This window comes from Mesorhizobium montanum, from assembly GCF_033977145.1.
GTDB classification, from domain to species: Bacteria; Pseudomonadota; Alphaproteobacteria; order Rhizobiales; family Rhizobiaceae; genus Mesorhizobium; species Mesorhizobium montanum.
The window spans coordinates 71,447-88,372 of record NZ_JAVIJF010000015.1 but is presented as its reverse complement, the minus strand read 5'-3'; the positions used below and the strand labels follow the sequence as shown (position 1 = coordinate 88,372).

The window sequence follows — 16,926 nt, the reverse complement described above, 5'->3', positions numbered from 1 at the left end:
GGCCTATTTATGCAGCGCGAGCACAAACGAAGTCCTAATACATTAGCTTCAATGCAAGCTTGGTTAACCGGCAGTCAGGCGACGGTGATGGCGGGCGCTCATAAAAGCCCGCCACCTATGAACTGACCCCCAGGGTCAGTTCACTTAACGGCGGGCTTCCGGCACCGAACCCTACGGCTCGCGGATGGTGCCGAAGCGCTTCCGCTTTGATGGAATCGCTCCGGCCGTTTGTTTTTCACGCGATTCCGGGACCGGAAGCCGCCGGGACTTTCCCGATTTGCTTTAGCGGCCTGTCGTGGCGCCCGAGCCGCCCAAGGTACCGCCGCCGCTGAGGCCACCGGTTCCACCGAACATGCCGGTACCAGTGGTGGTACCCACCGAGCCGCTCGCGGTGCCAGCGCCGCCGATGCCACCCGTTGCACCGAACGAGGTGCCGGTGGTTGTGCCCGTGGTGCCGCCGATCGAGGTACCAGTGGCGAGGCCGGCAGAGCCGCCGACGGTGCCAGTCCCGCCGATGCCGCCCGTTGCACCCAACGAGGTGCCGGTGGTTGTGCCCGTGGTGCCGCCGATCGAGGTACCAGTGCCGGTGTTGAGGCCAGCAGAGCCGCCGACGGTGCCAGTGCCGCCGATGCCGCCCGTTGCACCGAACGAGGTGCCGGTGGTTGTGCCCGTGGTGCCACCGATCGAGGTGCCAGTGCCGGTGTCGAGGCCGGCAGAGCCGCCGACGGTGCCAGTGCCGCCGATGCTACCCGTTGCACCCAACGAGGTGCCGGTTGTGCCCGTGGTGCCGCCGATCGAGGTCCCCGCTCCAGCGTTCAAGCCGCCCGTGCTGCCCACGCCGACGCCGCCGATATTGCTGCCAAAGCCACTGCCGAGACCGGTTGAACCGCCGATCGATGACCCCGCGCCGGAGTTCAAGCCGCCCGGGCTACCGACGCCGCTGTTGTCGATGCCAAAGCCGATGTCGAGACCAGCAGCATTTGCCGGCACGGCGAAAATGGCCCCGACCAATGCACCGGCGATTTTCTCTATCATACCATTCATGGCGTTCTCCTTCGTTGCCACATTTGTTCCGCACCGCATCGCCGGAGCGCCGTGTCCGTGCGCATGCCTGTGCGGGAGGGAACAAGGGGAATACGAATGGCTTCCGTCAGGGTTCCATTTTTTCGGGGAAAAATCCGTTGTTCTGAAATGCTATACGAGTTTTCCTTGATGTTTGAATTTGATCGACAATCGGCGACCGGAAAACCGTCCACGATGCTGCGTCTCAGGCGTAAGCGCGGCCTTCCTCGGAGCGCTGGAACAGCACCAGGTCGAGCGGCACCGAGGGTCGGCCGAGCACGGTAAGGCACATATGCGCCTGGCCGCGATGGTGGGTCTGGTGGTTGAAGAAATGGCTGAGTGCCGGCGCCACCCGTTGCGAGACGGTGCGCATGTCGGTCAGTGTCATGTAGGAGAAACGGCCGGCGAGCGTATTCTCGCTCATGTCGCCGACCCAATCGACAATCCTCTTGTCCTCTGCCTCGCGCGCCAGCCGCAGGCCGGACAAGACACGGTAGAGAATGGCGGCGGTGTTCGAAGGCGCGTCGCCCTCGCCGGTGAAGCGCTTCATCCAGACGCGGTCGACGGCGAGCAGATGGTTGAGCGTGCCGAGCATCGAGCCGAAGACGGCGCCGACATCACGACCGAGCTCCTCCTCGCCAAGATCTGCGGCGGCATCGTAGAGGCGGCCATTGGCCCATTGATTATAGGCCGCAAACATCATGAAATGCTGCTTCATTCTTCCCACCCGGCTCAAACGAATCCGAGCCCTTCGTAACCCGCAGCAACGGACCCGCCAATGACCATTCTTCTCTACGACCTCGTCGGCCACGACGCCGCCCGTCCGTTCAGCCCGCATTGCTGGAAGACGAAGATGGCATTGGCGCATAAGGGGCTCAGCGCAACCAAGGTGCCGACACGCTTCCTGGAGGTGCCTGAAGTCGAGGGCGGCGTGTCGAAGACGGTGCCGGTGATCCGCGACGGCGAGCGCGTAGTGACCGATTCCTTCGCCATCGCGCTCTATCTCGACGAAGCCTATCCGGAACGGCCGACGCTGTTCGGCGGCGAAGGCGGCAAGGCGACGGCGCGCTTCATCGAGCGCTGGTCGCAGTTCACTATCCACCCTTACGTGGCAACGGTGGCACTCACCGACCTTCACGACATGCAGGATGGGACGAACGCCGCCTATTTCCGCGAGAGTCGCGAGCAGAGCTACGGCAAGCGGCTGGAAGACGTGGTGGCCGGCCGCGATGCGGGACTCGCCAGCTTCCGCGCCTCGCTCAAGCCGCTGCGCTCGATGCTCACCTACCAGCCCTTCATCGGCGGCGAGACGCCGCTGTTTGCCGATTACATAGTCTTCGGCGCGCTGCAATGGGCGCGGATCGCCTCGCCCTACCGGCTGCTCGAGGATAGCGACAGCGTGGCCCAGTGGTTCGAGCGCTGCCTCGACCTGCATGGCGGGATCGGCCGGCAGGTCGCGGCGGCGGCGTGACGGCCGCGAGCGTCGGGATGTTGCGCTATGAGATGCAGGCCGAGATCTGGGTCTATCCCGGCAAGGGCGGCTGGCATTTCATGACGCTGCCAACGGACTTCGCGGCGCTGATCAAGGCCGCGATGACGGGACTGGTGCGCCCTTGGGGATCGCTCGGCGTCACGGCGAAGATCGGCAAGACCAGGTGGCAGACATCACTCTTTCCCGACAAGGCGTCCGGCAGCCTGCTGTTGCCGGTCAAGACCTCGGTGCGCCAGCGCGAAGGTCTCAAGGCCGGCGACGCGCCGACACTGATCATTGAGGTCGAGCTTTAGCGTCTACTTCGACGCGCCCTTGTCACGCGCGTCCCCGTTCGGCGCATCCTTATCGACCAGCCTGACACAGATCGGATCGCCCTGCTCCATGCGCACGCATTGCCATTCCGGGCCGAAGCCGAAATTCTGCTCCGCGCGCTGTGGGAAGAAAAGCAGGGCAAGGACGACAGCGGCGAAAAATACGGCCACGAAAAGAAGGCCAGCCATGTCGCCGCGTGTGAGATAGGGCCAGTTCATCGCCTCAGGCTCCGCTGCCGCGGGCTTCCATGCGAAGCGCGTTCGCAGCCGTCTAATTATCCCGCAAAGGGCTCGCCTTGGCCAGAAGCCACCTCCCCTTGGCAAGCCGCCAAGCGGCTTGTATAGAGCCCGCCACTCCAATTTCCATTCCCAGAACAAGGACGACCCTATGGCGATCGAACGCACCTTCTCCATGATCAAGCCGGACGCGACCAGGCGCAACCTGACGGGCGCCATCACCAAGATGCTCGAAGACGCCGGCCTGCGCGTCATTGCATCGCGCCGTGTGTGGATGAGCCGCCGCGAGGCCGAGGGTTTCTACGCCGTCCACAAGGATCGCCCGTTCTTCGGCGAGCTGGTGGAATTCATGTCGTCGGCTCCGACCATCGTGCAGGTGCTGGAAGGCGAGAACGCCATCGCCAAGAACCGCGAAGTGATGGGCGCCACCAATCCGGCCAATGCCGCCGAAGGCACCATCCGCAAGGTGCATGCGCTGTCGATCGGGGAGAATTCGGTGCATGGCTCGGACGCTGCGGAAACGGCCGCGCAGGAGATCAAGTACTGGTTTTCCGACACCGAGATCGTCGGCTGACTTAGCCAAATCTGCCAGGAAATAGAGGCGGCTCCGGGCCGCCTTTAACATGGGTAAATGCGGGGCTGGCCGAGCAACCTATGGTGGCCAGCCTAGCGATAGAAGTCTCCCCGCCCCCGCGAGCTTCTGTCGCGCTTCCGTCCCGACAACGGAGGATGCGATGATAGGTCCCCATGTTTCCAAGAGCGGCGTTGCATATCCGGACGATCTCGTCCTGCTGAAGCGCATCTATGACCAGGTCTGCGTGGAGCGGGGCATTGCCCGCGGCAGTTCCGAGGCTTCCGACCTGGCGATCGAAGCCATGAAGCTTTTTTCCGCCGGCATTTTCGACGAAGATACCATCTGCCGCCAACTTCGCCACCGCTGATCGGGCGATTGGCGAGGGTTCAGTCCCCGTCACCGTAGCGGATGACTTCTACCTTCTCGCGGGTGATCAGGCAGCTCTTCGTCTTCGTCAGCGCCTTGATCTCAGGGATCAGCGCGTCGATCTTCTCCGGCGCGTCGACGATCTCGACGACGATAGGCAGATCCTGCGACAGGCGCAGGATCTTGGCGGTGTGCAGCACGCTGGAGCGGCCGAAGCCGAGCGGACCTCTCAGCACCGTGGCGCCGGCCATGCCGGTCTGGCGCGCCTTGATGACGATCGCCTCGTGCAGCGGCTTGCCGTCGGCCGCCATGTCGTCCTCACCGAAGAAGATCCTGAGCAGCGCGCATTGTGCGGGAAGTTCCATGTTCTCCTCCTGACTACCTGTTCGCCTGATTAGCTTTTGGCAAGCGGTTGAACCTGGACGCCATGAGATAGCCCATCCATGCGGCGACGAGCGACAGCCCGACCACACTGATGAAATAGGTCACGGCCAGCGGCCAGTCGCCCTCGAACAGCAGGATAAATGTATCGAGGCTCATCGCCGAGAAAGTGGTGAGGCCGCCGCAAAAGCCCGCCATGACGAAATTGCGGCTGACAGGACCGACCATCAGGCGCCCGTCCGGGCGGGTCAGCGTGGCGAAGGCCATGATGATCCAGGAGCCGACGATATTGACCAAGGCGGTCGAACAAAGCGGGTTCAGGCCGAGCAGCGAAACGATGACATAGCCCGACAGGAAGCGGGCCAGCGAGCCGATCGCCGCGCCGCAGCCTACCGCCAGGTAAAGCCGCCTCTCCATCTGTCTGTCCGCCATCGCTCGGCCCGCCATCCCGATGGCTAACCAGCCGTCCAGGTGGCTAAATAAGCCATCCAGGTGGCTGACGCAGCCACCCAGATGGCCGCCCAGAAGCCGATGGCGACGAACAAAACGCACAGAACCGACGAAGCGACGACGTTGAAGGCGGCGAGCCGGCTCTCGCCGTCGAGCGCCAGGTTGAGTGTCTGCAGGCAGAAGGACGACACCGTAGTGTAGCCGCCGAACAGGCCGACGACGATCAGGTCGCGGACGAGATCGCTGGCGAAGACACCGCCGACCGCCCGCGCCGCGCCGGCGAAGGCGCCGATGGCAAGAGCGCCGGAAACGTTGACCAGCAGCGTGCCCCAGGGAAAGGTCTCGCCAAATCCGCGGCCGACCACGCCGGAGAGGAAAAAGCGGGAAATGCCGCCGAAGAAACCGCCGATCAGAACCAGGGCGCAAGCCGCAACGGTCATCGCTTCAAAGCCTTTCCATACGCGATCCCAACGGAATCACCTCATGAAGACAGGCATGATACGAGCAGAAAAAAATAAATCCTGCCGCGCGAGAGCACGCCTGGCAGGAGTCATCAGCCCATAAGGGCGGTTTCGGGGGAACCCCATCCCCATTTTCGAGGGAGCCTAGGCGGTTGCGGCGGCGCGGTCAACTTGCGACGGCGCCGACGTGCCAACGCAGAAACCCATTGCCAAGCTGCTTGCTTCAAGCCGAAACCCGCCGCCCTCCCGGCGGGCAAGGGGTCATTTGGCTTGACGATCTTTCACATTTGCGTGGTCGTTCGCCGCCGTCGTGTCGGTGGCCGGCGTCTTGGTCTCCTCGCCGGCGAACGGACTGCCCTGTCCAGGCGCAAGGTCGCCGCTATGGCCGGCCTTGTTGGTCTGGAAAGGCTGGCTGTCGGGACTGAGCCCATGCTGCTCGGCGTTGAACAGATGATCGTCCGCCCTGGTGAAGCCGGCGAAGGCAATCAGCGATACGCCGGTGGCTGCCAGGATGATCGCGTGCTTTTTCATATCTGGTCTCCTTGAGTGCCAGATCGATCCGCGCCATCGGTCTGGCGGTTTCAACGAAGGGACGTTTTCGGGAAACATCCCTTTTTGCCTGCCCGCCATGTTGGAAGGAACGCTTCGCGGACCCGGATTATTCCCGGCAATGGTGGTCGGCCCGAGGGCAACCGCCTCAGCGAATAAGCGGCGTGTCCCACAATTCGCCGAGCAGCCTCTTCAGCTCGTGGAAGCGCTTTTCGCCGAGCTCCTCGGCCCATTCGCGCTCGATGTCCAACAGGATGTCTGCCATCTTCTGATAAGCCGCGCGGCCGCGGTCGGTGAAGTTGACGACCGTCCCGCCGGCGGCGTCAGACGCCACCGAACGCGTGATGTAGCCCATGCCCTCCAGCGTCTTCAGCAGCTGGTTCATGGCCTGCTTGCTCATGGCCGCGCGCTCGGCAAGCGCGCTCGGGCGCATCCCGTCCGGACCCGGATACTGGATCACCGCAATATGCGGCGGGCTGAGGTCCTCGAACCCGGAAGCCCTGAGCTCCCGTATCAGCTTGCGGTGGATGGCCGTGGCCGGCACGCGCAGCAGCGCGCCGATCAAGGGAGGCTTGCTTGGCGGGTCATCCGTGAGTTGGGCCATTGACAGTCCGGTAAATTGAGTTTACCTACATTGGTAAATTCGATTTACCACATGGGAGGATTCAATGCTAGAGAAAGCCAGCCAGATCCGCGTCAATCCGGCGGACGAAACAATCGGCGATGGCAGGCTTGCCGTGCGCTTCCTTCTCACCGGCGAGCAGTCGAACGGCAGTATCGCCGCCTTCGAGCTGACGGTGCCCGGCTCCCAGCGCCTACTCGCCCCGGCACATAGCCACGACCACTATGAAGAGACCATGTATGGGATCGAGGGCGTACTCTCGCTTACCGTCGATGGCCAGCAGCACAACATCGAGCCGGGACAGGCGCTGTGCATACCGCGCGGCGCGGTCCATCGCTTCGACAACGACACAGCCGAAACCGCCAAGGTGCTCTGTGTGGTGACGCCGGCGGCGATCGGGCCGGAGTATTTCCGCGAGGCCTTCGCCATCTTCAGCACCGGCGGTCCGCCCGACCATGCGAGGCTCATGGACCTGATGCGCCGCTTCGGCCTAACGCCAGCGCCGCAGCCGCCACAGGGCTGATCTTTTGCGAATGCCTCGGCCCGCGCTTGGTGAAGCGTCAAGACGTCGCCATTTTTAGCACGACGGTCCGCGGCTTGCCGGCCAGCGGATCGACGTGATGGCTTGTATCGGTGATGAACAGTACCCGCTCGCCGACGGTGATGCGCGCCTGCAGCGTATAGGTCCGGCCCTTCTGGATCGTCTTGGGATCGAAGCCGATCTCGAACCTGATCGGCACCTGGCCGGCGGGCGCTATCCTGCGCTTGGCGATTACCGCTGCCGGCGCATCGGCCAGCGAGACGTCGGCGAGCTCGACCACGAGCACGGCGTCGGGCGGCAGGGCGATGCGCTCGCGATAGATCACCTCGCCCGCTATGGTCCTTTCGCCGGCATCGATCACTTCAGGCACGGCAAGCACGCCGACGACCAACGGCACCAGCCCGAAGATGAAGAATTCCGTGATACGATCCAGCATGAGATTGCTCCGCCAAGCAAATCAAACCGATTGGCAAGCTTGGCAGGGATTGCGGTCGTTCGATGGCCGAACGCGATTTTTATTGGTCCGGTTTCGTCCAGCGGCCCGCCGCGTGATCGTCGGCTTCCTTGGCCTCGACCCAGCCGCCCTGGGAGCCGTCGGCGAGATGTTCCTTCTTCCAGAAGGGCGCGCGCGACTTCAGATAATCCATGAGGAAATTCGCCGCCTCGAAGGCCGCCTGGCGGTGCGGCGAGGCCGCCACTACCAGAACGATGTTTTCGCCCGGCGCTATCTTTCCATGGCGATGGATGACGGTGAGCCCCTGCAGCGGCCAGCGCTCGGCGGCGTCCGCGGCGATGCGGCCGATCTCGGCCTCCGCCATGCCGGGATAGTGTTCGAGCTCGAGCGCCGACAGCGCGCCCTGCTCATCACGGCAAAGGCCGGAAAAAGTGACCACGGCGCCGATATCGGCGCGGCCCTTGGTCAGGCCGGCGATCTCAGCGGCGACGTCGAAATCCTCGCGCTGGATGCGGATGGCGGGAACGACGGCGCCGGCCATCTCAGCCCCCGGTCATCGGCGGAAACAGCGCGATCTCGCGCGCGCCTTCTATCTTCTCGCGGTGGCCGACATGTTCCTGATTGATGGCGACGCGAATGACGTCCGGGTACTGCAGCGCGTTCTCGTATTCCTCGCCGCGCGTCTTGAGCCAGCGAAGCAAATCGGCCACGGTTTCGATGCCGGAAGGCAGCTCGACATCCTCTTCCGGCTTGCCGATCCGCTCGCGTACCCAGGCGAAATAGATGAGGCGCATCTCACTCGTCCATGATGTGCTTGAGGCCGGCGCGGAAATAGTCGTAGCCGGTGTAGAGCGTGACGAGTGCCGCGACCCACAGCAGCACCAGGCCGATCTGGGTGGTCAGCGGAAAAATCTTATCGCCGGCCGGCCCGACCAGCAGAAAGGCGATGGCGACCATCTGGATGGTGGTCTTCCATTTGGCGAGCTGGGTCACCGGCACCGAAACTTTCAAGGCGGCCAGGTATTCGCGCAGGCCCGAAACCAGGATCTCGCGGCACAAGATGATGATCGCCGCCCAGAGCGACCAGCCGGCAATGCCCGCGTGGCGGTCTGTGTCGGCGGCAAGCAAAAGCAGGCAGGTGGCGACCAGCAATTTGTCGGCGATCGGGTCCAGCATCTTGCCGATGTTGGAGGTCTGCTGCCAGGCGCGCGCAAAATAGCCGTCGAAGTAATCGGTGATCGAGGCGAGCAGGAAAATGACCAGCGCCGACCAGCGGGCGAAGTCGGACGACTTCAGATGCCCCTCGAGAAAGAAGCACAGCACGACCAGCGGCACCGCGATGATGCGGGCGTAGGTGAGGATGTTCGGCAGGTTGAACGCGCGCTGTGCCATGTCGTCTCGGGAAATCTTCTCCGCCAGAAGTACTCAAATCAGAAGCCAATGTAGGGGGTCAACAGCCGAGATTCGATTGACCAGGGAAAATCGACGTGAAGGCGGGCGTGAAGCACACCCTCTGTGCCCCAGGCATCTCCCTTTTGAGAGCGGACCTGGCGGCCTCGGCGCCGGCTCTTCTTGCAACGTCGGGGGCGAAGCCCAGGCAACTTCGTCATCCACGGGCGGAGCGGGAGCGAAGCGGACGCGCAGACCCGAGGATCCATTCCGTGACCTCGCGCGAACGGCGCAACGGAGCAGAACAGAGGTTTTTCTGAGCCGCTGCAACGCGTAGAGGTAACGGAATGGATTCTAGGGTCTGCGCCGCGTCGCTGCGATCCTTGCTCCGCCCTAGAATGACGACGGGACAAGCGTCTCGGCTAATCGCCAAGGTACAACATCTCTCGACTTGCCGACACCATCGTCAAACTTTCGTGCCTGAAAGCGGCCACCCTCAGCTCTCGTGGAAGTGATTGTAGACCAGCTTCGCCACATGCTCGGAAATACCGTCGACCTTGACCAGGTCCTCGACCGCGGCGCGGCTCACCGCCTTGGCGGTGCCGAAGGCGAGCAGCAGCGCGCGCTTGCGGCCGGGGCCGATGCCGGCGATCTCGTCGAGCGGGCTTTTGACCATCTCCTTCTTGCGGCGGGCACGGTGCGAGCCGATGGCGAAGCGGTGCACCTCGTCACGCAGGCGCTGGACGAAATAGAGTACCGGATCGCGCACCGGCAGCGTGAAGGAGTCCCTGCCCTTGACGAAGAAGCGCTCGCGGCCGGCGTCGCGGTCCGGCCCCTTGGCGATGCCGATGGCGACAACCCGGTCCTCGATGCCGAGGTCGGCAAGAATCTGGCGCACCGCCGTCATCTGGCCCTGACCGCCGTCGATCAGGATGACGTCGGGCCAGGCCGGGAAGCCGCCATTGCCGGCGACCAGATCCTCCTCGCCGGCATCGCCGTCCGCGGCCGGGCCTTCCGACACCGACGATTTCTGCTCGTCGCCATGCTCCTTGAGCAACCGCGAAAAGCGCCGCTGCATCACTTCGCGCATCATGCCGAAATCGTCGCCCGGCGTGATCTCGGTCGAGCGGATGTTGAACTTGCGGTACTGGTTCTTCACGAAACCTTCCGGCCCGGCGACGACCATGGCGCCGACCGCATTGGTGCCCATGATGTGCGAGTTGTCGTAGACCTCGATGCGCACCGGCGACTTTGCCAGGCCGAAGGTCTCGGCAAAGCCCGCGAGAAGCCGCGCCTGGGTCGAAGTCTCGGCCAGCCTGCGTCCGAGCGCCTCGCGCGCATTCTGCAGCGCGTGATCGGTCAGGTCCTTCTTCTCGCCGCGCTGCGGCACCGAGATCGCTATCTTGCGGCCGGCATGGGTGGAGAGCGCCTGTGCGAGCAGTTCCTGTTCCTGCGCGGTCCGCGACAGAAGCAGCGCGCGCGCCGGCAATTTGTCGTCATAGAACTGCGCCAGGAACGAGCCCAGCACCTCGGCCGGCTCCAGCGCCGGATCGGCCTTGGGGAAATAGGCGCGGTTGCCCCAATTCTGGCCGGTGCGGAAGAAGAACACCTGGATGCAGGTCTGGCCGCCTTCCTGGTGGATGGCGAAGACGTCGGCCTCCTCCACCGTCTGCGGGTTGATGCCCTGATGCGCCTGCACATGCGACAGCGCCGCCAGCCGGTCGCGATAGATGGCGGCGCGCTCGAAATCGAGTTCTTCCGAGGCCTGCTGCATGGCGGCCGAAATCTCGGTCTTCACCTTCTGGCTGCGGCCGGAGAGGAAATCCTTGGCCTCGGCGACCAGTTCGGCATAGCCCTGATGCGATATCTCGCCGGTGCAGGGACCGGCGCAGCGCTTGATCTGGTAAAGCAGGCACGGCCTTGTGCGGTTCTCGTAGAAGGAGTTGGTGCAGCTTCGAAGCAGGAAGGCGCGCTGCAGCGAATTGATGGTGCGGCCGACCGCGCCGGCCGACGCGAAGGGGCCGAAATAGTCGCCCTTGCGCGAGCGCGCGCCGCGATGCTTGTAGATGCCGGGCGAGACATGGTCGCCGGTGAGCAGAATGTAGGGGAACGACTTGTCGTCCCGCATCAGGACGTTGAAGCGGGGCCGCAGCCGCTTGATGAGGTTGGCCTCGAGCAGCAGCGCCTCGATCTCGGTGCGGGTGACGACGAACTCCATCGTCGACGTCTCGCGCACCATGCGGCCGATGCGGGCGGTGTGGAACCTCCCTTGAGCGTAATTGGTGACGCGCTTCTTCAGGCTGCGCGCCTTGCCGACATAGAGCACGTCGCCGGCGGCATTCATCATGCGATAGACGCCGGGCTGATTGGGCAGCCGCTTGACCAAGGTCTGGATCACCTCGGCGCCGACCATGCCGTCGGCATCGCCCGCATGCGGCGTCCAGTCGATGGCCGTGAAGGCGACATCGGGTCCGGACGGCAAGGCCTCGGGCTCGACGATCTCCTCGGCCGCCTCGTCCTCGATGTCGACATCGGGGTTGACATCGGGCGGCAGATCGTCGGCGGCGCCGTTTCGTCTATGCTTGTGGTCCGTGGGACTCATTCCACCATGCCTGTCACATCGGGCGTCTGCCACGCAAGATGCTGGCCGCCGTCGAGCGCGATCATCTGGCCGGTCACCGAGCGCGCCTGCCAGAGATAGCGGATCGTGGCACCGAATTCGGGCAATTGCGGGCCGCGCTTCAGGATCAGGCCCTCGACCTGGCTTTCGAAATCATCGTCATCCTGGCGCTTATTCTTCAGCGTCGGGCCAGGGCCGATGGCGTTGACGCGGATGCGCGGCCCGAGCGCCTGCGCCAGCATTTGCGTTTGCGTCCACAGCGCCGACTTCGACAGGGCATAGGAGAAATAGCGCGGCGTCGGCCGCCAGACGCGCTGGTCTATGATGTTGACGATCAGCCCCTCCTCGCCTTCGGGCATGGCGCGAGCAAAGTTCTGCGCCAGCAGCGCCGGCGTCTTCACATGGATGGCGAAATGACGGTCCCAGGCCTGCCAGTCGAAATCTTCCACCCGATCGTCGACGAACAAGGAAGCATTGTTGATCAGCAGCGTGACGGGCCCGAGCGCCGCTTGCGCGCGGCCGACAAGGTCGCCCACGGCATTCATGTCGGTCAAGTCGCCGGCGACCACGGCGGCGTGGCCGCCCGTGCCCGCGATCTTCTCGGCCAGCGCCTTGGCCTCGTCGCCGGAGCGGTTGGCGTGGATGGCGACGGCGAAGCCATTGGCCGCTAGGTCCTCGACGATTGCCTTGCCGATCCGTCTGGCTCCACCCGTCACCAGCGCGACGGCCGTGGCTTGTCTCATGTTGTCAATCCTCAATCGGCTTCACGATTCCGGGAAGCCGGCACAATGTGACGGGCCAAGCGTTAAATGCCATTTCCACCTGGGGCAGGAATGTGGCGAAGCGGCCCGGACGCGCGTCCGCCCCATCGGATTCGGGGCACCGTATGACCCAATATATGTCGCCGGACCCCTTGAACCAAGCGGTGTGCAGCGCAACATAATTAGCCTGCTGACATTCGCTGTTGCGAAGATGCAACGTCAAGTTTCGGCCTCATTCGCGCCGGGGAATGACCCAAGTTCAGGTTCGCTTCAGCCGCATTTCAGCATGACATTTGGAACCGTTGGACGCCAAGCCCGTTTATCCCCCCGGACGGGCCGGGGCGTTTCATGAACAAACAAGCCTACGCGTCTTGTGGCTTAAGGAGAGTATAACAATGACCAATCTCAAATTCGCGTCGCTCGCCGCTGCGCTCGGGCTGTTCGCCTTCGGTGGCACCGCCTTCGCCGCGGACGTCGTTTCCGAAGAGCCGCCGGCTCCGGCCCCGGTTGCCGAGCTTCCGGTTGCTTCCTGGGCCGGCCCCTATGCCGGTATCAACCTCGGCTACGGCTTCAGCGGCCATGTGAAGGCCCCGGGCGTTGACGCCAAGACCAAGGGCTTCATCGGCGGCGTCTTCGGCGGCTACAACTGGCAGCAGGAGAACTTCGTTTACGGTGCTGAAGCCGACCTCGGCTACAACGGCACCAAGGGTTCGAACAACGGCCTTTCCGCCAAGTCGGGCGTCGAAGGTTCGCTGCGCGCCCGCCTCGGCTATGCCGTGACCCCGGAAATCCTGCTCTATGGTACGGGCGGTCTCGCTGCCAAGAACCAGAAGATCGATGATAGCGTCACCGGCGTAAACGACAGCAAGGGCATGCTCGGCTGGACCGCTGGCGCAGGTACCGACATCAAGATCACGGACAACGTGTTCGGCCGCGTCGAATATCGCTACACCGACTACGGCAGCAAGAACTTCGGCGCCACTGGCAAGGTCAAGTCTTCGGACAACCGCGTCACCTTCGGCGTCGGTATGAAGTTCTAAGTCGTTAGAAGCCACGACACGGAAAAGCCGGGCCCTGCGCCCGGCTTTTTTTGTGCCTGTGGAAACCGCTGCCGGCGCCTCCCGATCCCTCAAGGAAGATTGGCCGCCTTCGCCAATCGGTACGGCTGCGAGCCTCTCGGGCAGGTCTCATTTCGACACCTTCGACGGCTTGGCCTTCAGCTTGGGTGGAAGCGTCTCGACGAAAGCCAATGCGCGGTCGAGCCAGCCAGCGAGATCCGCATCGGTTGCCGTGCCTTCCGGTACGACACGGATGTAGCCTTCCATCGAACGCCCGCCCATTTCCATCGGGCTCGCATGGGGGCGAGCAGCCGCCGTCGCATGCGCGTCCTTGCCGACGCGCACCAGAAGCCCGCGCTTCGAGGTGCCGATCAGCATGTTGCCGTTGAGCATGAAGCAGGTGCCGCCGAACATCTTCTGCTCGGTGAAGGGGCGCTTGCCAAGTGCGGCGCGCAGGCGCTCGACCATGGGGTCGGGCGCGACGCCGGTTTTGGTGACTGACTTTGCCATGCTCACCTCAGCGATTTGGACGGCGTCAGGCAAGCATGGAAGCGGGTGGAGATTCAAGGTGGGGCGCGCGAACTGCCAATCTCCCCCGCGGGGAGATGGGCAGTTGTCACCCCGGTACACATCCTTTCAGTTCCGGAAACTTCTCGTCAAAGCGCGCGGCCCAGCGGACCAGGCGGCTGCGGCCCTTCTCCCACTGGCCGGAAAAGCGCAGCGCCAGATAGCCGAGGCAGGCACGCAGCGCCATGTGGCCGGCAGTGATCTTCTTCGGCAGCTTCGGCGGGTTGGCGTTGATGACGTCGAGCGCGGTGGTGATCTTCGTCCACTGACGGTCGAGCCAGGGCTGGTAGACAAAAGTCTCGGGCCGCGTGCGCCGCTCATAGACCATCGACAGCGCGCAGTCGCAGATGCCGTCGGCCAGCGCCTCGAGAACCTCCGCCTCGAGCCGCCTGTCGGGATTGCGCGGGAACAGCGCGTTCTTCGACAGCCGGTTGAGATGCTGGGTGATGGCGCGGCTGTCGTGGATCGTGCGGCCGTCCTCCAGCACCAGCACCGGGATCTTGCCGAGCGGATTGGCCGAGATCAGCTCGGCGGGCTTGTCCTCCGTCTTGACCGGCACGAGATCGACGGCGACGCCGGCATAGATGGCCGCCATGCGGACCTTCGAACTGTAGGGAGACGTGGACGCGTAGAGCAGTTTCGGCATGATCGGGTTTCCAGTTGTTTGCGCCACTGTTGACCGAACGAGGTCTCCAGGGCAACGGCCCAGCAAAGCCAATCCAGATTAGCCAACGCATTCTGCCAGCGTAGGCGCCCAACAAGAAAGCTCCCGGAAGTTTTGCCATGACGCAAAATTTCCGAGAGCTTTAGGAGGAGCGTCCGCTCCGACTCCGCCGCTGTGACACCGAACTGGCGAGAGGGATGCCTCGACGGCATCCACCCTCACCTGTAGGGCCGCGCGCGAAGCTACGCGATTACTTCTTGCCGGCCGGCTTCTTTGCCGGAGCAGCCTTCTTCACGGCTGCCGGCGCCTTGGCGGCGGCTGCCTTCATCGGAGCCTTGGCGGCGGGCTTGGCCGCTGCCTTCGCTGCCGGCTTCTTGGCTGCAGGCTTCGCCGCTGCCTTGGCCATTGGCTTGGCTGCTGCCTTGGCCGCAGGCTTCGCCGCTGCCTTCGCTACCGGCTTCTTGGCCGCAGGCTTCGCCGCTGCCTTGGCCATTGGCTTGGCTGCTGCCTTGGCCGGAGCCTTGGCGGCTGCCTTCGGCGCCGCTCCCTTCTTCACTGCTGCAGGTTTCGCGGCAGCCTTAGCTGCCGGCTTCTTTGCCGGCGCTTTCGCCGCCGGCGCCTTGGTTGTCGTCTTTGCCATGCGATGCCCCTTGCGTTTTGCCGATGGTCGTGAGTGACCCGGCGTGTCTATGCATATCTGACTCGCGACTGTCTAGCCAGCGAAGCAACACAATGATTTTCAGTTATTGAATTTTGGTTACTCGAAACGTGAGAAGATGCATCTCATCGAAAAATTGTGAGCGAATCTATCACTTTCGAAGTGACGGCACGCCATGCAGATTTTCGCGCGGCTTCTATCGCCCGATCATCCATCCATCCATGGCATAACCCTAGACAAGGATGTGAGCATAGTGCTCACAATAGAGAAGAAGCCGTCGAACACCTGTCTCATCTTGTCCAGCACAAACATCTACAGATGAATCGCCGTGCGCCGCGATCAAAGCTTGCGTGCCGGAAAGTGAGCTTTTAACTCATATTCAGGCGCTGCCCCTCAAACCTCCACCGGTTCGCGCTCGCGCTGCAGGCGACGCGTCGGTTCGGCCCGATGCAGGTGGACGGCATAAGTGTCCCAGGGCGGCGAGACCGCGATCCGCGCCAGCATGCGGCCGATCTCGCCGCGATGGTAGCTGCCATGCAGGACGACATGCGTCAGCATCTCCTGCCTCGTCATGCAGCCATTGTCGCTGTCGGTGAAGGTGAAGGCGACCGGTTCGGCAAGCTCCTGTTCCGAAACGGTTTCGAGATAATCGAGATACCAGCGGTCAGCCTCAGCCGACGCGGCGCGCAACTCAGCCGGCTGCGGAGTTTGCTCGGTGTTGTCGCTCGCATAGCCATGGGCAACGCCCTTCAGATGCGCGGCGAAAATCCGTGAGATGACAAGGATGTGGTTCATCAGCCGAATCGCGGCATGGCGCTCTCCGGCGCCGCGAGCCGGATCCACTCCGGCAAGCTTTTCCGCGAGCTCATCGTTTGCCCAGGCCTGATAGACAAGCAGGCTCTTCAGCAGGGTCTTGGCGCTCATCGTCCGGCTCCATTTGCGTTGGTGAAATGAATGTGAGTATCCTGTTTATATTCTCGGGAGACGGGCCAGGATGTCTACTCGCATTGCAAAGCCGGCCGCGCGCATGCGTAAGCAGCCGCGCCAGGCGCGTTCGATCGCCACGGTCGAGGCGATCATCGAAGCCGGTGCTCACGTTCTGAGCGAGCTCGGCTGGGCCGGCTTTTCCACCAACAAGGTGGCGGAGGCGGCGGGCGTCAGCATCGGCTCGCTCTATCAATATTTCCCGGACAAGCTCGCTCTGGTCGAAGCAATCCGGCGTCGTCACTTCGACCATGTGCTATCGGTGATCAGCGAAGCGGCGGCGGACGAGAAGCCGTTGAGGCAGTTCGCACGCGAACTGGTACGCGGCATGATCGGCGCGCACAGCATTCATCCGACGCTGCACCAGGTGCTGCTCGACGAGGCGCCGGGCGACCGCGGCTCGCGCGCCGCGCATGCCTCGTTCCAGACGCGCTATCTCGAACATTACGCGGCTGCCGTTGCGCAGTACCGCAAACGCCGCAAGGATACCGAGACGATGGCTCGCGTGCTCTCCTCGGCGGTCGAAGGCGTGATCCACAACGCGGCGCGCCGCAACATGCTCGACGCGCCGGAACTGCAGAAGCAGCTCGTCGAGCTGATCTCGGCTTACGTGTCGGGCAGCAAGGCAGCCTGACGCAGCGACAGCAAAGGAGACTTGCGCGGCCGCGCGTGCCGTCACGCCTCTTCGCTCGGCGATCGGCATCGCAAACTTTTTTCGCATCGCC

General features: G+C 63.6%; 25 protein-coding genes and 1 riboswitch. Of the genes, 7 read left to right on the top strand and 18 right to left on the bottom strand.

Annotated features, from left to right (window positions below; genetic code table 11):
- Positions 1–282 precede the first annotated feature (282 nt).
- Together RFM68_RS20740 and RFM68_RS20735 are read right to left on the bottom strand one after the other, a co-directional pair.
- Positions 283–1,044 (bottom strand): hypothetical protein, encoded by a 762-nt coding sequence (locus tag RFM68_RS20740; protein ID WP_320234865.1) that lies wholly within the window; start codon positions 1,042–1,044, stop codon positions 283–285.
- A gap of 223 nt (positions 1,045–1,267) precedes the next feature.
- Positions 1,268–1,780: a DinB family protein gene (locus RFM68_RS20735; protein WP_320234864.1), complete on the bottom strand. Its 513-nt coding sequence runs from the start codon at positions 1,778–1,780 to the stop codon at positions 1,268–1,270.
- Between the two features lie 60 nt (positions 1,781–1,840).
- On the opposite strand from RFM68_RS20735, the gene RFM68_RS20730 reads away from it, so the two are divergent.
- Positions 1,841–2,533, top strand: coding sequence for a glutathione S-transferase family protein (locus tag RFM68_RS20730; protein WP_320234863.1), 693 nt, complete (start codon positions 1,841–1,843; stop codon positions 2,531–2,533).
- A gap of 17 nt (positions 2,534–2,550) precedes the next feature.
- Positions 2,551–2,847: a DUF1905 domain-containing protein gene (locus tag RFM68_RS20725; protein ID WP_320234862.1), complete on the top strand. Its 297-nt coding sequence runs from the start codon at positions 2,551–2,553 to the stop codon at positions 2,845–2,847.
- Between the two features lie 3 nt (positions 2,848–2,850).
- Here the strand turns inward: RFM68_RS20725 and RFM68_RS20720 are convergent, their stop codons facing one another.
- Positions 2,851–3,084, bottom strand: a complete 234-nt coding sequence (locus RFM68_RS20720) for a hypothetical protein (RefSeq protein WP_320234861.1) — start codon at positions 3,082–3,084, stop codon at positions 2,851–2,853.
- Positions 3,085–3,253: 169 nt separating this feature from the next.
- Here RFM68_RS20720 and ndk point away from each other — a divergent pair, with 169 nt between their 5' ends.
- Both ndk and RFM68_RS20710 read left to right on the top strand, forming a co-directional pair.
- Positions 3,254–3,676, top strand: a complete 423-nt coding sequence (ndk, locus tag RFM68_RS20715; protein ID WP_320234860.1) for a nucleoside-diphosphate kinase — start codon at positions 3,254–3,256, stop codon at positions 3,674–3,676.
- Positions 3,677–3,836: 160 nt separating this feature from the next.
- A complete protein-coding gene (locus tag RFM68_RS20710) occupies positions 3,837–4,043 on the top strand; it encodes a hypothetical protein (RefSeq protein WP_320234859.1) in 207 nt (68 codons plus the stop codon).
- 19 nt (positions 4,044–4,062) lie between these two features.
- Here the strand turns inward: RFM68_RS20710 and RFM68_RS20705 are convergent, their stop codons facing one another.
- From RFM68_RS20705 to RFM68_RS20685, 5 genes are all read right to left on the bottom strand, one after another.
- The gene (locus RFM68_RS20705; protein WP_320234858.1) at positions 4,063–4,407 is read right to left on the bottom strand and encodes a DUF190 domain-containing protein; all 345 of its coding nucleotides are present in this window, start codon (positions 4,405–4,407) and stop codon (positions 4,063–4,065) included.
- Positions 4,408–4,420: 13 nt separating this feature from the next.
- On the bottom strand, positions 4,421–4,855 hold the full coding sequence (gene crcB / locus RFM68_RS20700) for a fluoride efflux transporter CrcB (RefSeq protein ID WP_320234857.1): 435 nt from the start codon (positions 4,853–4,855) through the stop codon (positions 4,421–4,423).
- Positions 4,856–4,878: 23 nt separating this feature from the next.
- On the bottom strand, positions 4,879–5,313 hold the full coding sequence (gene crcB, locus RFM68_RS20695) for a fluoride efflux transporter CrcB (RefSeq protein ID WP_320234856.1): 435 nt from the start codon (positions 5,311–5,313) through the stop codon (positions 4,879–4,881).
- A 97-nt stretch (positions 5,314–5,410) separates the two neighbouring features.
- A riboswitch (Fluoride riboswitch) is annotated at positions 5,411–5,473 on the bottom strand.
- Positions 5,474–5,595: 122 nt separating this feature from the next.
- Positions 5,596–5,865: a hypothetical protein gene (locus RFM68_RS20690; protein ID WP_320234855.1), complete on the bottom strand. Its 270-nt coding sequence runs from the start codon at positions 5,863–5,865 to the stop codon at positions 5,596–5,598.
- A 166-nt stretch (positions 5,866–6,031) separates the two neighbouring features.
- The gene (locus RFM68_RS20685) at positions 6,032–6,448 is read right to left on the bottom strand and encodes a MarR family winged helix-turn-helix transcriptional regulator (RefSeq protein WP_320234854.1); all 417 of its coding nucleotides are present in this window, start codon (positions 6,446–6,448) and stop codon (positions 6,032–6,034) included.
- 103 nt (positions 6,449–6,551) lie between these two features.
- Between RFM68_RS20685 and RFM68_RS20680 the strand changes: the two genes are divergently transcribed.
- Positions 6,552–7,028, top strand: coding sequence for a cupin domain-containing protein (locus RFM68_RS20680; RefSeq protein ID WP_320234853.1), 477 nt, complete (start codon positions 6,552–6,554; stop codon positions 7,026–7,028).
- A gap of 37 nt (positions 7,029–7,065) precedes the next feature.
- Here the strand turns inward: RFM68_RS20680 and RFM68_RS20675 are convergent, their stop codons facing one another.
- From RFM68_RS20675 to RFM68_RS20650, 6 genes are all read right to left on the bottom strand, one after another.
- Positions 7,066–7,482: a YbaY family lipoprotein gene (locus RFM68_RS20675; protein WP_320234852.1), complete on the bottom strand. Its 417-nt coding sequence runs from the start codon at positions 7,480–7,482 to the stop codon at positions 7,066–7,068.
- Between the two features lie 79 nt (positions 7,483–7,561).
- Positions 7,562–8,041 (bottom strand): molybdenum cofactor biosynthesis protein MoaE, encoded by a 480-nt coding sequence (locus RFM68_RS20670; protein ID WP_320234851.1) that lies wholly within the window; start codon positions 8,039–8,041, stop codon positions 7,562–7,564.
- Between the two features lies 1 nt (position 8,042).
- Positions 8,043–8,294: a molybdopterin converting factor subunit 1 gene (moaD, locus tag RFM68_RS20665; protein WP_320234850.1), complete on the bottom strand. Its 252-nt coding sequence runs from the start codon at positions 8,292–8,294 to the stop codon at positions 8,043–8,045.
- A gap of 1 nt (position 8,295) precedes the next feature.
- Positions 8,296–8,892, bottom strand: coding sequence for a CDP-diacylglycerol--glycerol-3-phosphate 3-phosphatidyltransferase (pgsA, locus tag RFM68_RS20660; protein WP_112101115.1), 597 nt, complete (start codon positions 8,890–8,892; stop codon positions 8,296–8,298).
- Positions 8,893–9,385: 493 nt separating this feature from the next.
- A complete protein-coding gene (uvrC, locus tag RFM68_RS20655) occupies positions 9,386–11,491 on the bottom strand; it encodes an excinuclease ABC subunit UvrC (RefSeq protein WP_320234849.1) in 2,106 nt (701 codons plus the stop codon).
- On the bottom strand, positions 11,488–12,252 hold the full coding sequence (locus tag RFM68_RS20650; protein ID WP_320234848.1) for an SDR family oxidoreductase: 765 nt from the start codon (positions 12,250–12,252) through the stop codon (positions 11,488–11,490). Before RFM68_RS20650 ends, uvrC begins: the two co-directional genes overlap by 4 nt.
- A 413-nt stretch (positions 12,253–12,665) precedes the next feature.
- Here RFM68_RS20650 and RFM68_RS20645 point away from each other — a divergent pair, with 413 nt between their 5' ends.
- Positions 12,666–13,310: an outer membrane protein gene (locus RFM68_RS20645; RefSeq protein WP_320234847.1), complete on the top strand. Its 645-nt coding sequence runs from the start codon at positions 12,666–12,668 to the stop codon at positions 13,308–13,310.
- A 147-nt stretch (positions 13,311–13,457) separates the two neighbouring features.
- Here RFM68_RS20645 and RFM68_RS20640 read toward each other — a convergent pair whose 3' ends face one another.
- The 4 genes from RFM68_RS20640 to RFM68_RS20625 all read right to left on the bottom strand — a co-directional run bounded on the left by RFM68_RS20640 (position 13,458) and on the right by RFM68_RS20625 (position 16,141).
- Positions 13,458–13,838 (bottom strand): TfoX/Sxy family protein, encoded by a 381-nt coding sequence (locus RFM68_RS20640; protein ID WP_320234846.1) that lies wholly within the window; start codon positions 13,836–13,838, stop codon positions 13,458–13,460.
- 106 nt (positions 13,839–13,944) lie between these two features.
- Positions 13,945–14,541: a glutathione S-transferase family protein gene (locus tag RFM68_RS20635; RefSeq protein WP_320234845.1), complete on the bottom strand. Its 597-nt coding sequence runs from the start codon at positions 14,539–14,541 to the stop codon at positions 13,945–13,947.
- Between the two features lie 268 nt (positions 14,542–14,809).
- Positions 14,810–15,199: a hypothetical protein gene (locus RFM68_RS20630; protein WP_320234844.1), complete on the bottom strand. Its 390-nt coding sequence runs from the start codon at positions 15,197–15,199 to the stop codon at positions 14,810–14,812.
- 411 nt (positions 15,200–15,610) lie between these two features.
- Positions 15,611–16,141 carry a DinB family protein gene (locus tag RFM68_RS20625; RefSeq protein WP_320234843.1) on the bottom strand — a complete coding sequence of 177 codons (531 nt, stop codon included), beginning with the start codon at positions 16,139–16,141 and terminating at the stop codon, positions 15,611–15,613.
- Between the two features lie 103 nt (positions 16,142–16,244).
- Here RFM68_RS20625 and RFM68_RS20620 point away from each other — a divergent pair, with 103 nt between their 5' ends.
- Entirely contained in the window at positions 16,245–16,835 is a 591-nt protein-coding gene (locus tag RFM68_RS20620) for a TetR/AcrR family transcriptional regulator (protein ID WP_320234969.1), read from the top strand.
- Positions 16,836–16,926 lie beyond the last annotated feature (91 nt).

Bases quoted from the DNA above. Each gene is read 5' to 3' on its own strand.
- RFM68_RS20740 (WP_320234865.1), bottom strand. From the start codon at position 1,044: ATGAATGGTATGATAGAGAAAATCGCCGGTGCATTGGTCGGGGCCATT.
- RFM68_RS20735 (WP_320234864.1), bottom strand. From the start codon at position 1,780: ATGAAGCAGCATTTCATGATGTTTGCGGCCTATAATCAATGGGCCAAT.
- RFM68_RS20730 (WP_320234863.1), top strand. From the start codon at position 1,841: ATGACCATTCTTCTCTACGACCTCGTCGGCCACGACGCCGCCCGTCCG.
- RFM68_RS20725 (WP_320234862.1), top strand. From the start codon at position 2,551: ATGTTGCGCTATGAGATGCAGGCCGAGATCTGGGTCTATCCCGGCAAG.
- RFM68_RS20720 (WP_320234861.1), bottom strand. From the start codon at position 3,084: ATGAACTGGCCCTATCTCACACGCGGCGACATGGCTGGCCTTCTTTTC.
- ndk (WP_320234860.1), top strand. From the start codon at position 3,254: ATGGCGATCGAACGCACCTTCTCCATGATCAAGCCGGACGCGACCAGG.
- RFM68_RS20710 (WP_320234859.1), top strand. From the start codon at position 3,837: ATGATAGGTCCCCATGTTTCCAAGAGCGGCGTTGCATATCCGGACGAT.
- RFM68_RS20705 (WP_320234858.1), bottom strand. From the start codon at position 4,407: ATGGAACTTCCCGCACAATGCGCGCTGCTCAGGATCTTCTTCGGTGAG.
- crcB (WP_320234857.1), bottom strand. From the start codon at position 4,855: ATGGCGGACAGACAGATGGAGAGGCGGCTTTACCTGGCGGTAGGCTGC.
- crcB (WP_320234856.1), bottom strand. From the start codon at position 5,313: ATGACCGTTGCGGCTTGCGCCCTGGTTCTGATCGGCGGTTTCTTCGGC.
- RFM68_RS20690 (WP_320234855.1), bottom strand. From the start codon at position 5,865: ATGAAAAAGCACGCGATCATCCTGGCAGCCACCGGCGTATCGCTGATT.
- RFM68_RS20680 (WP_320234853.1), top strand. From the start codon at position 6,552: ATGCTAGAGAAAGCCAGCCAGATCCGCGTCAATCCGGCGGACGAAACA.
- RFM68_RS20675 (WP_320234852.1), bottom strand. From the start codon at position 7,482: ATGCTGGATCGTATCACGGAATTCTTCATCTTCGGGCTGGTGCCGTTG.
- RFM68_RS20670 (WP_320234851.1), bottom strand. From the start codon at position 8,041: ATGGCCGGCGCCGTCGTTCCCGCCATCCGCATCCAGCGCGAGGATTTC.
- moaD (WP_320234850.1), bottom strand. From the start codon at position 8,294: ATGCGCCTCATCTATTTCGCCTGGGTACGCGAGCGGATCGGCAAGCCG.
- pgsA (WP_112101115.1), bottom strand. From the start codon at position 8,892: ATGGCACAGCGCGCGTTCAACCTGCCGAACATCCTCACCTACGCCCGC.
- uvrC (WP_320234849.1), bottom strand. From the start codon at position 11,491: ATGAGTCCCACGGACCACAAGCATAGACGAAACGGCGCCGCCGACGAT.
- RFM68_RS20650 (WP_320234848.1), bottom strand. From the start codon at position 12,252: ATGAGACAAGCCACGGCCGTCGCGCTGGTGACGGGTGGAGCCAGACGG.
- RFM68_RS20645 (WP_320234847.1), top strand. From the start codon at position 12,666: ATGACCAATCTCAAATTCGCGTCGCTCGCCGCTGCGCTCGGGCTGTTC.
- RFM68_RS20640 (WP_320234846.1), bottom strand. From the start codon at position 13,838: ATGGCAAAGTCAGTCACCAAAACCGGCGTCGCGCCCGACCCCATGGTC.
- RFM68_RS20635 (WP_320234845.1), bottom strand. From the start codon at position 14,541: ATGCCGAAACTGCTCTACGCGTCCACGTCTCCCTACAGTTCGAAGGTC.
- RFM68_RS20630 (WP_320234844.1), bottom strand. From the start codon at position 15,199: ATGGCAAAGACGACAACCAAGGCGCCGGCGGCGAAAGCGCCGGCAAAG.
- RFM68_RS20625 (WP_320234843.1), bottom strand. From the start codon at position 16,141: ATGAGCGCCAAGACCCTGCTGAAGAGCCTGCTTGTCTATCAGGCCTGG.
- RFM68_RS20620 (WP_320234969.1), top strand. From the start codon at position 16,245: ATGCGTAAGCAGCCGCGCCAGGCGCGTTCGATCGCCACGGTCGAGGCG.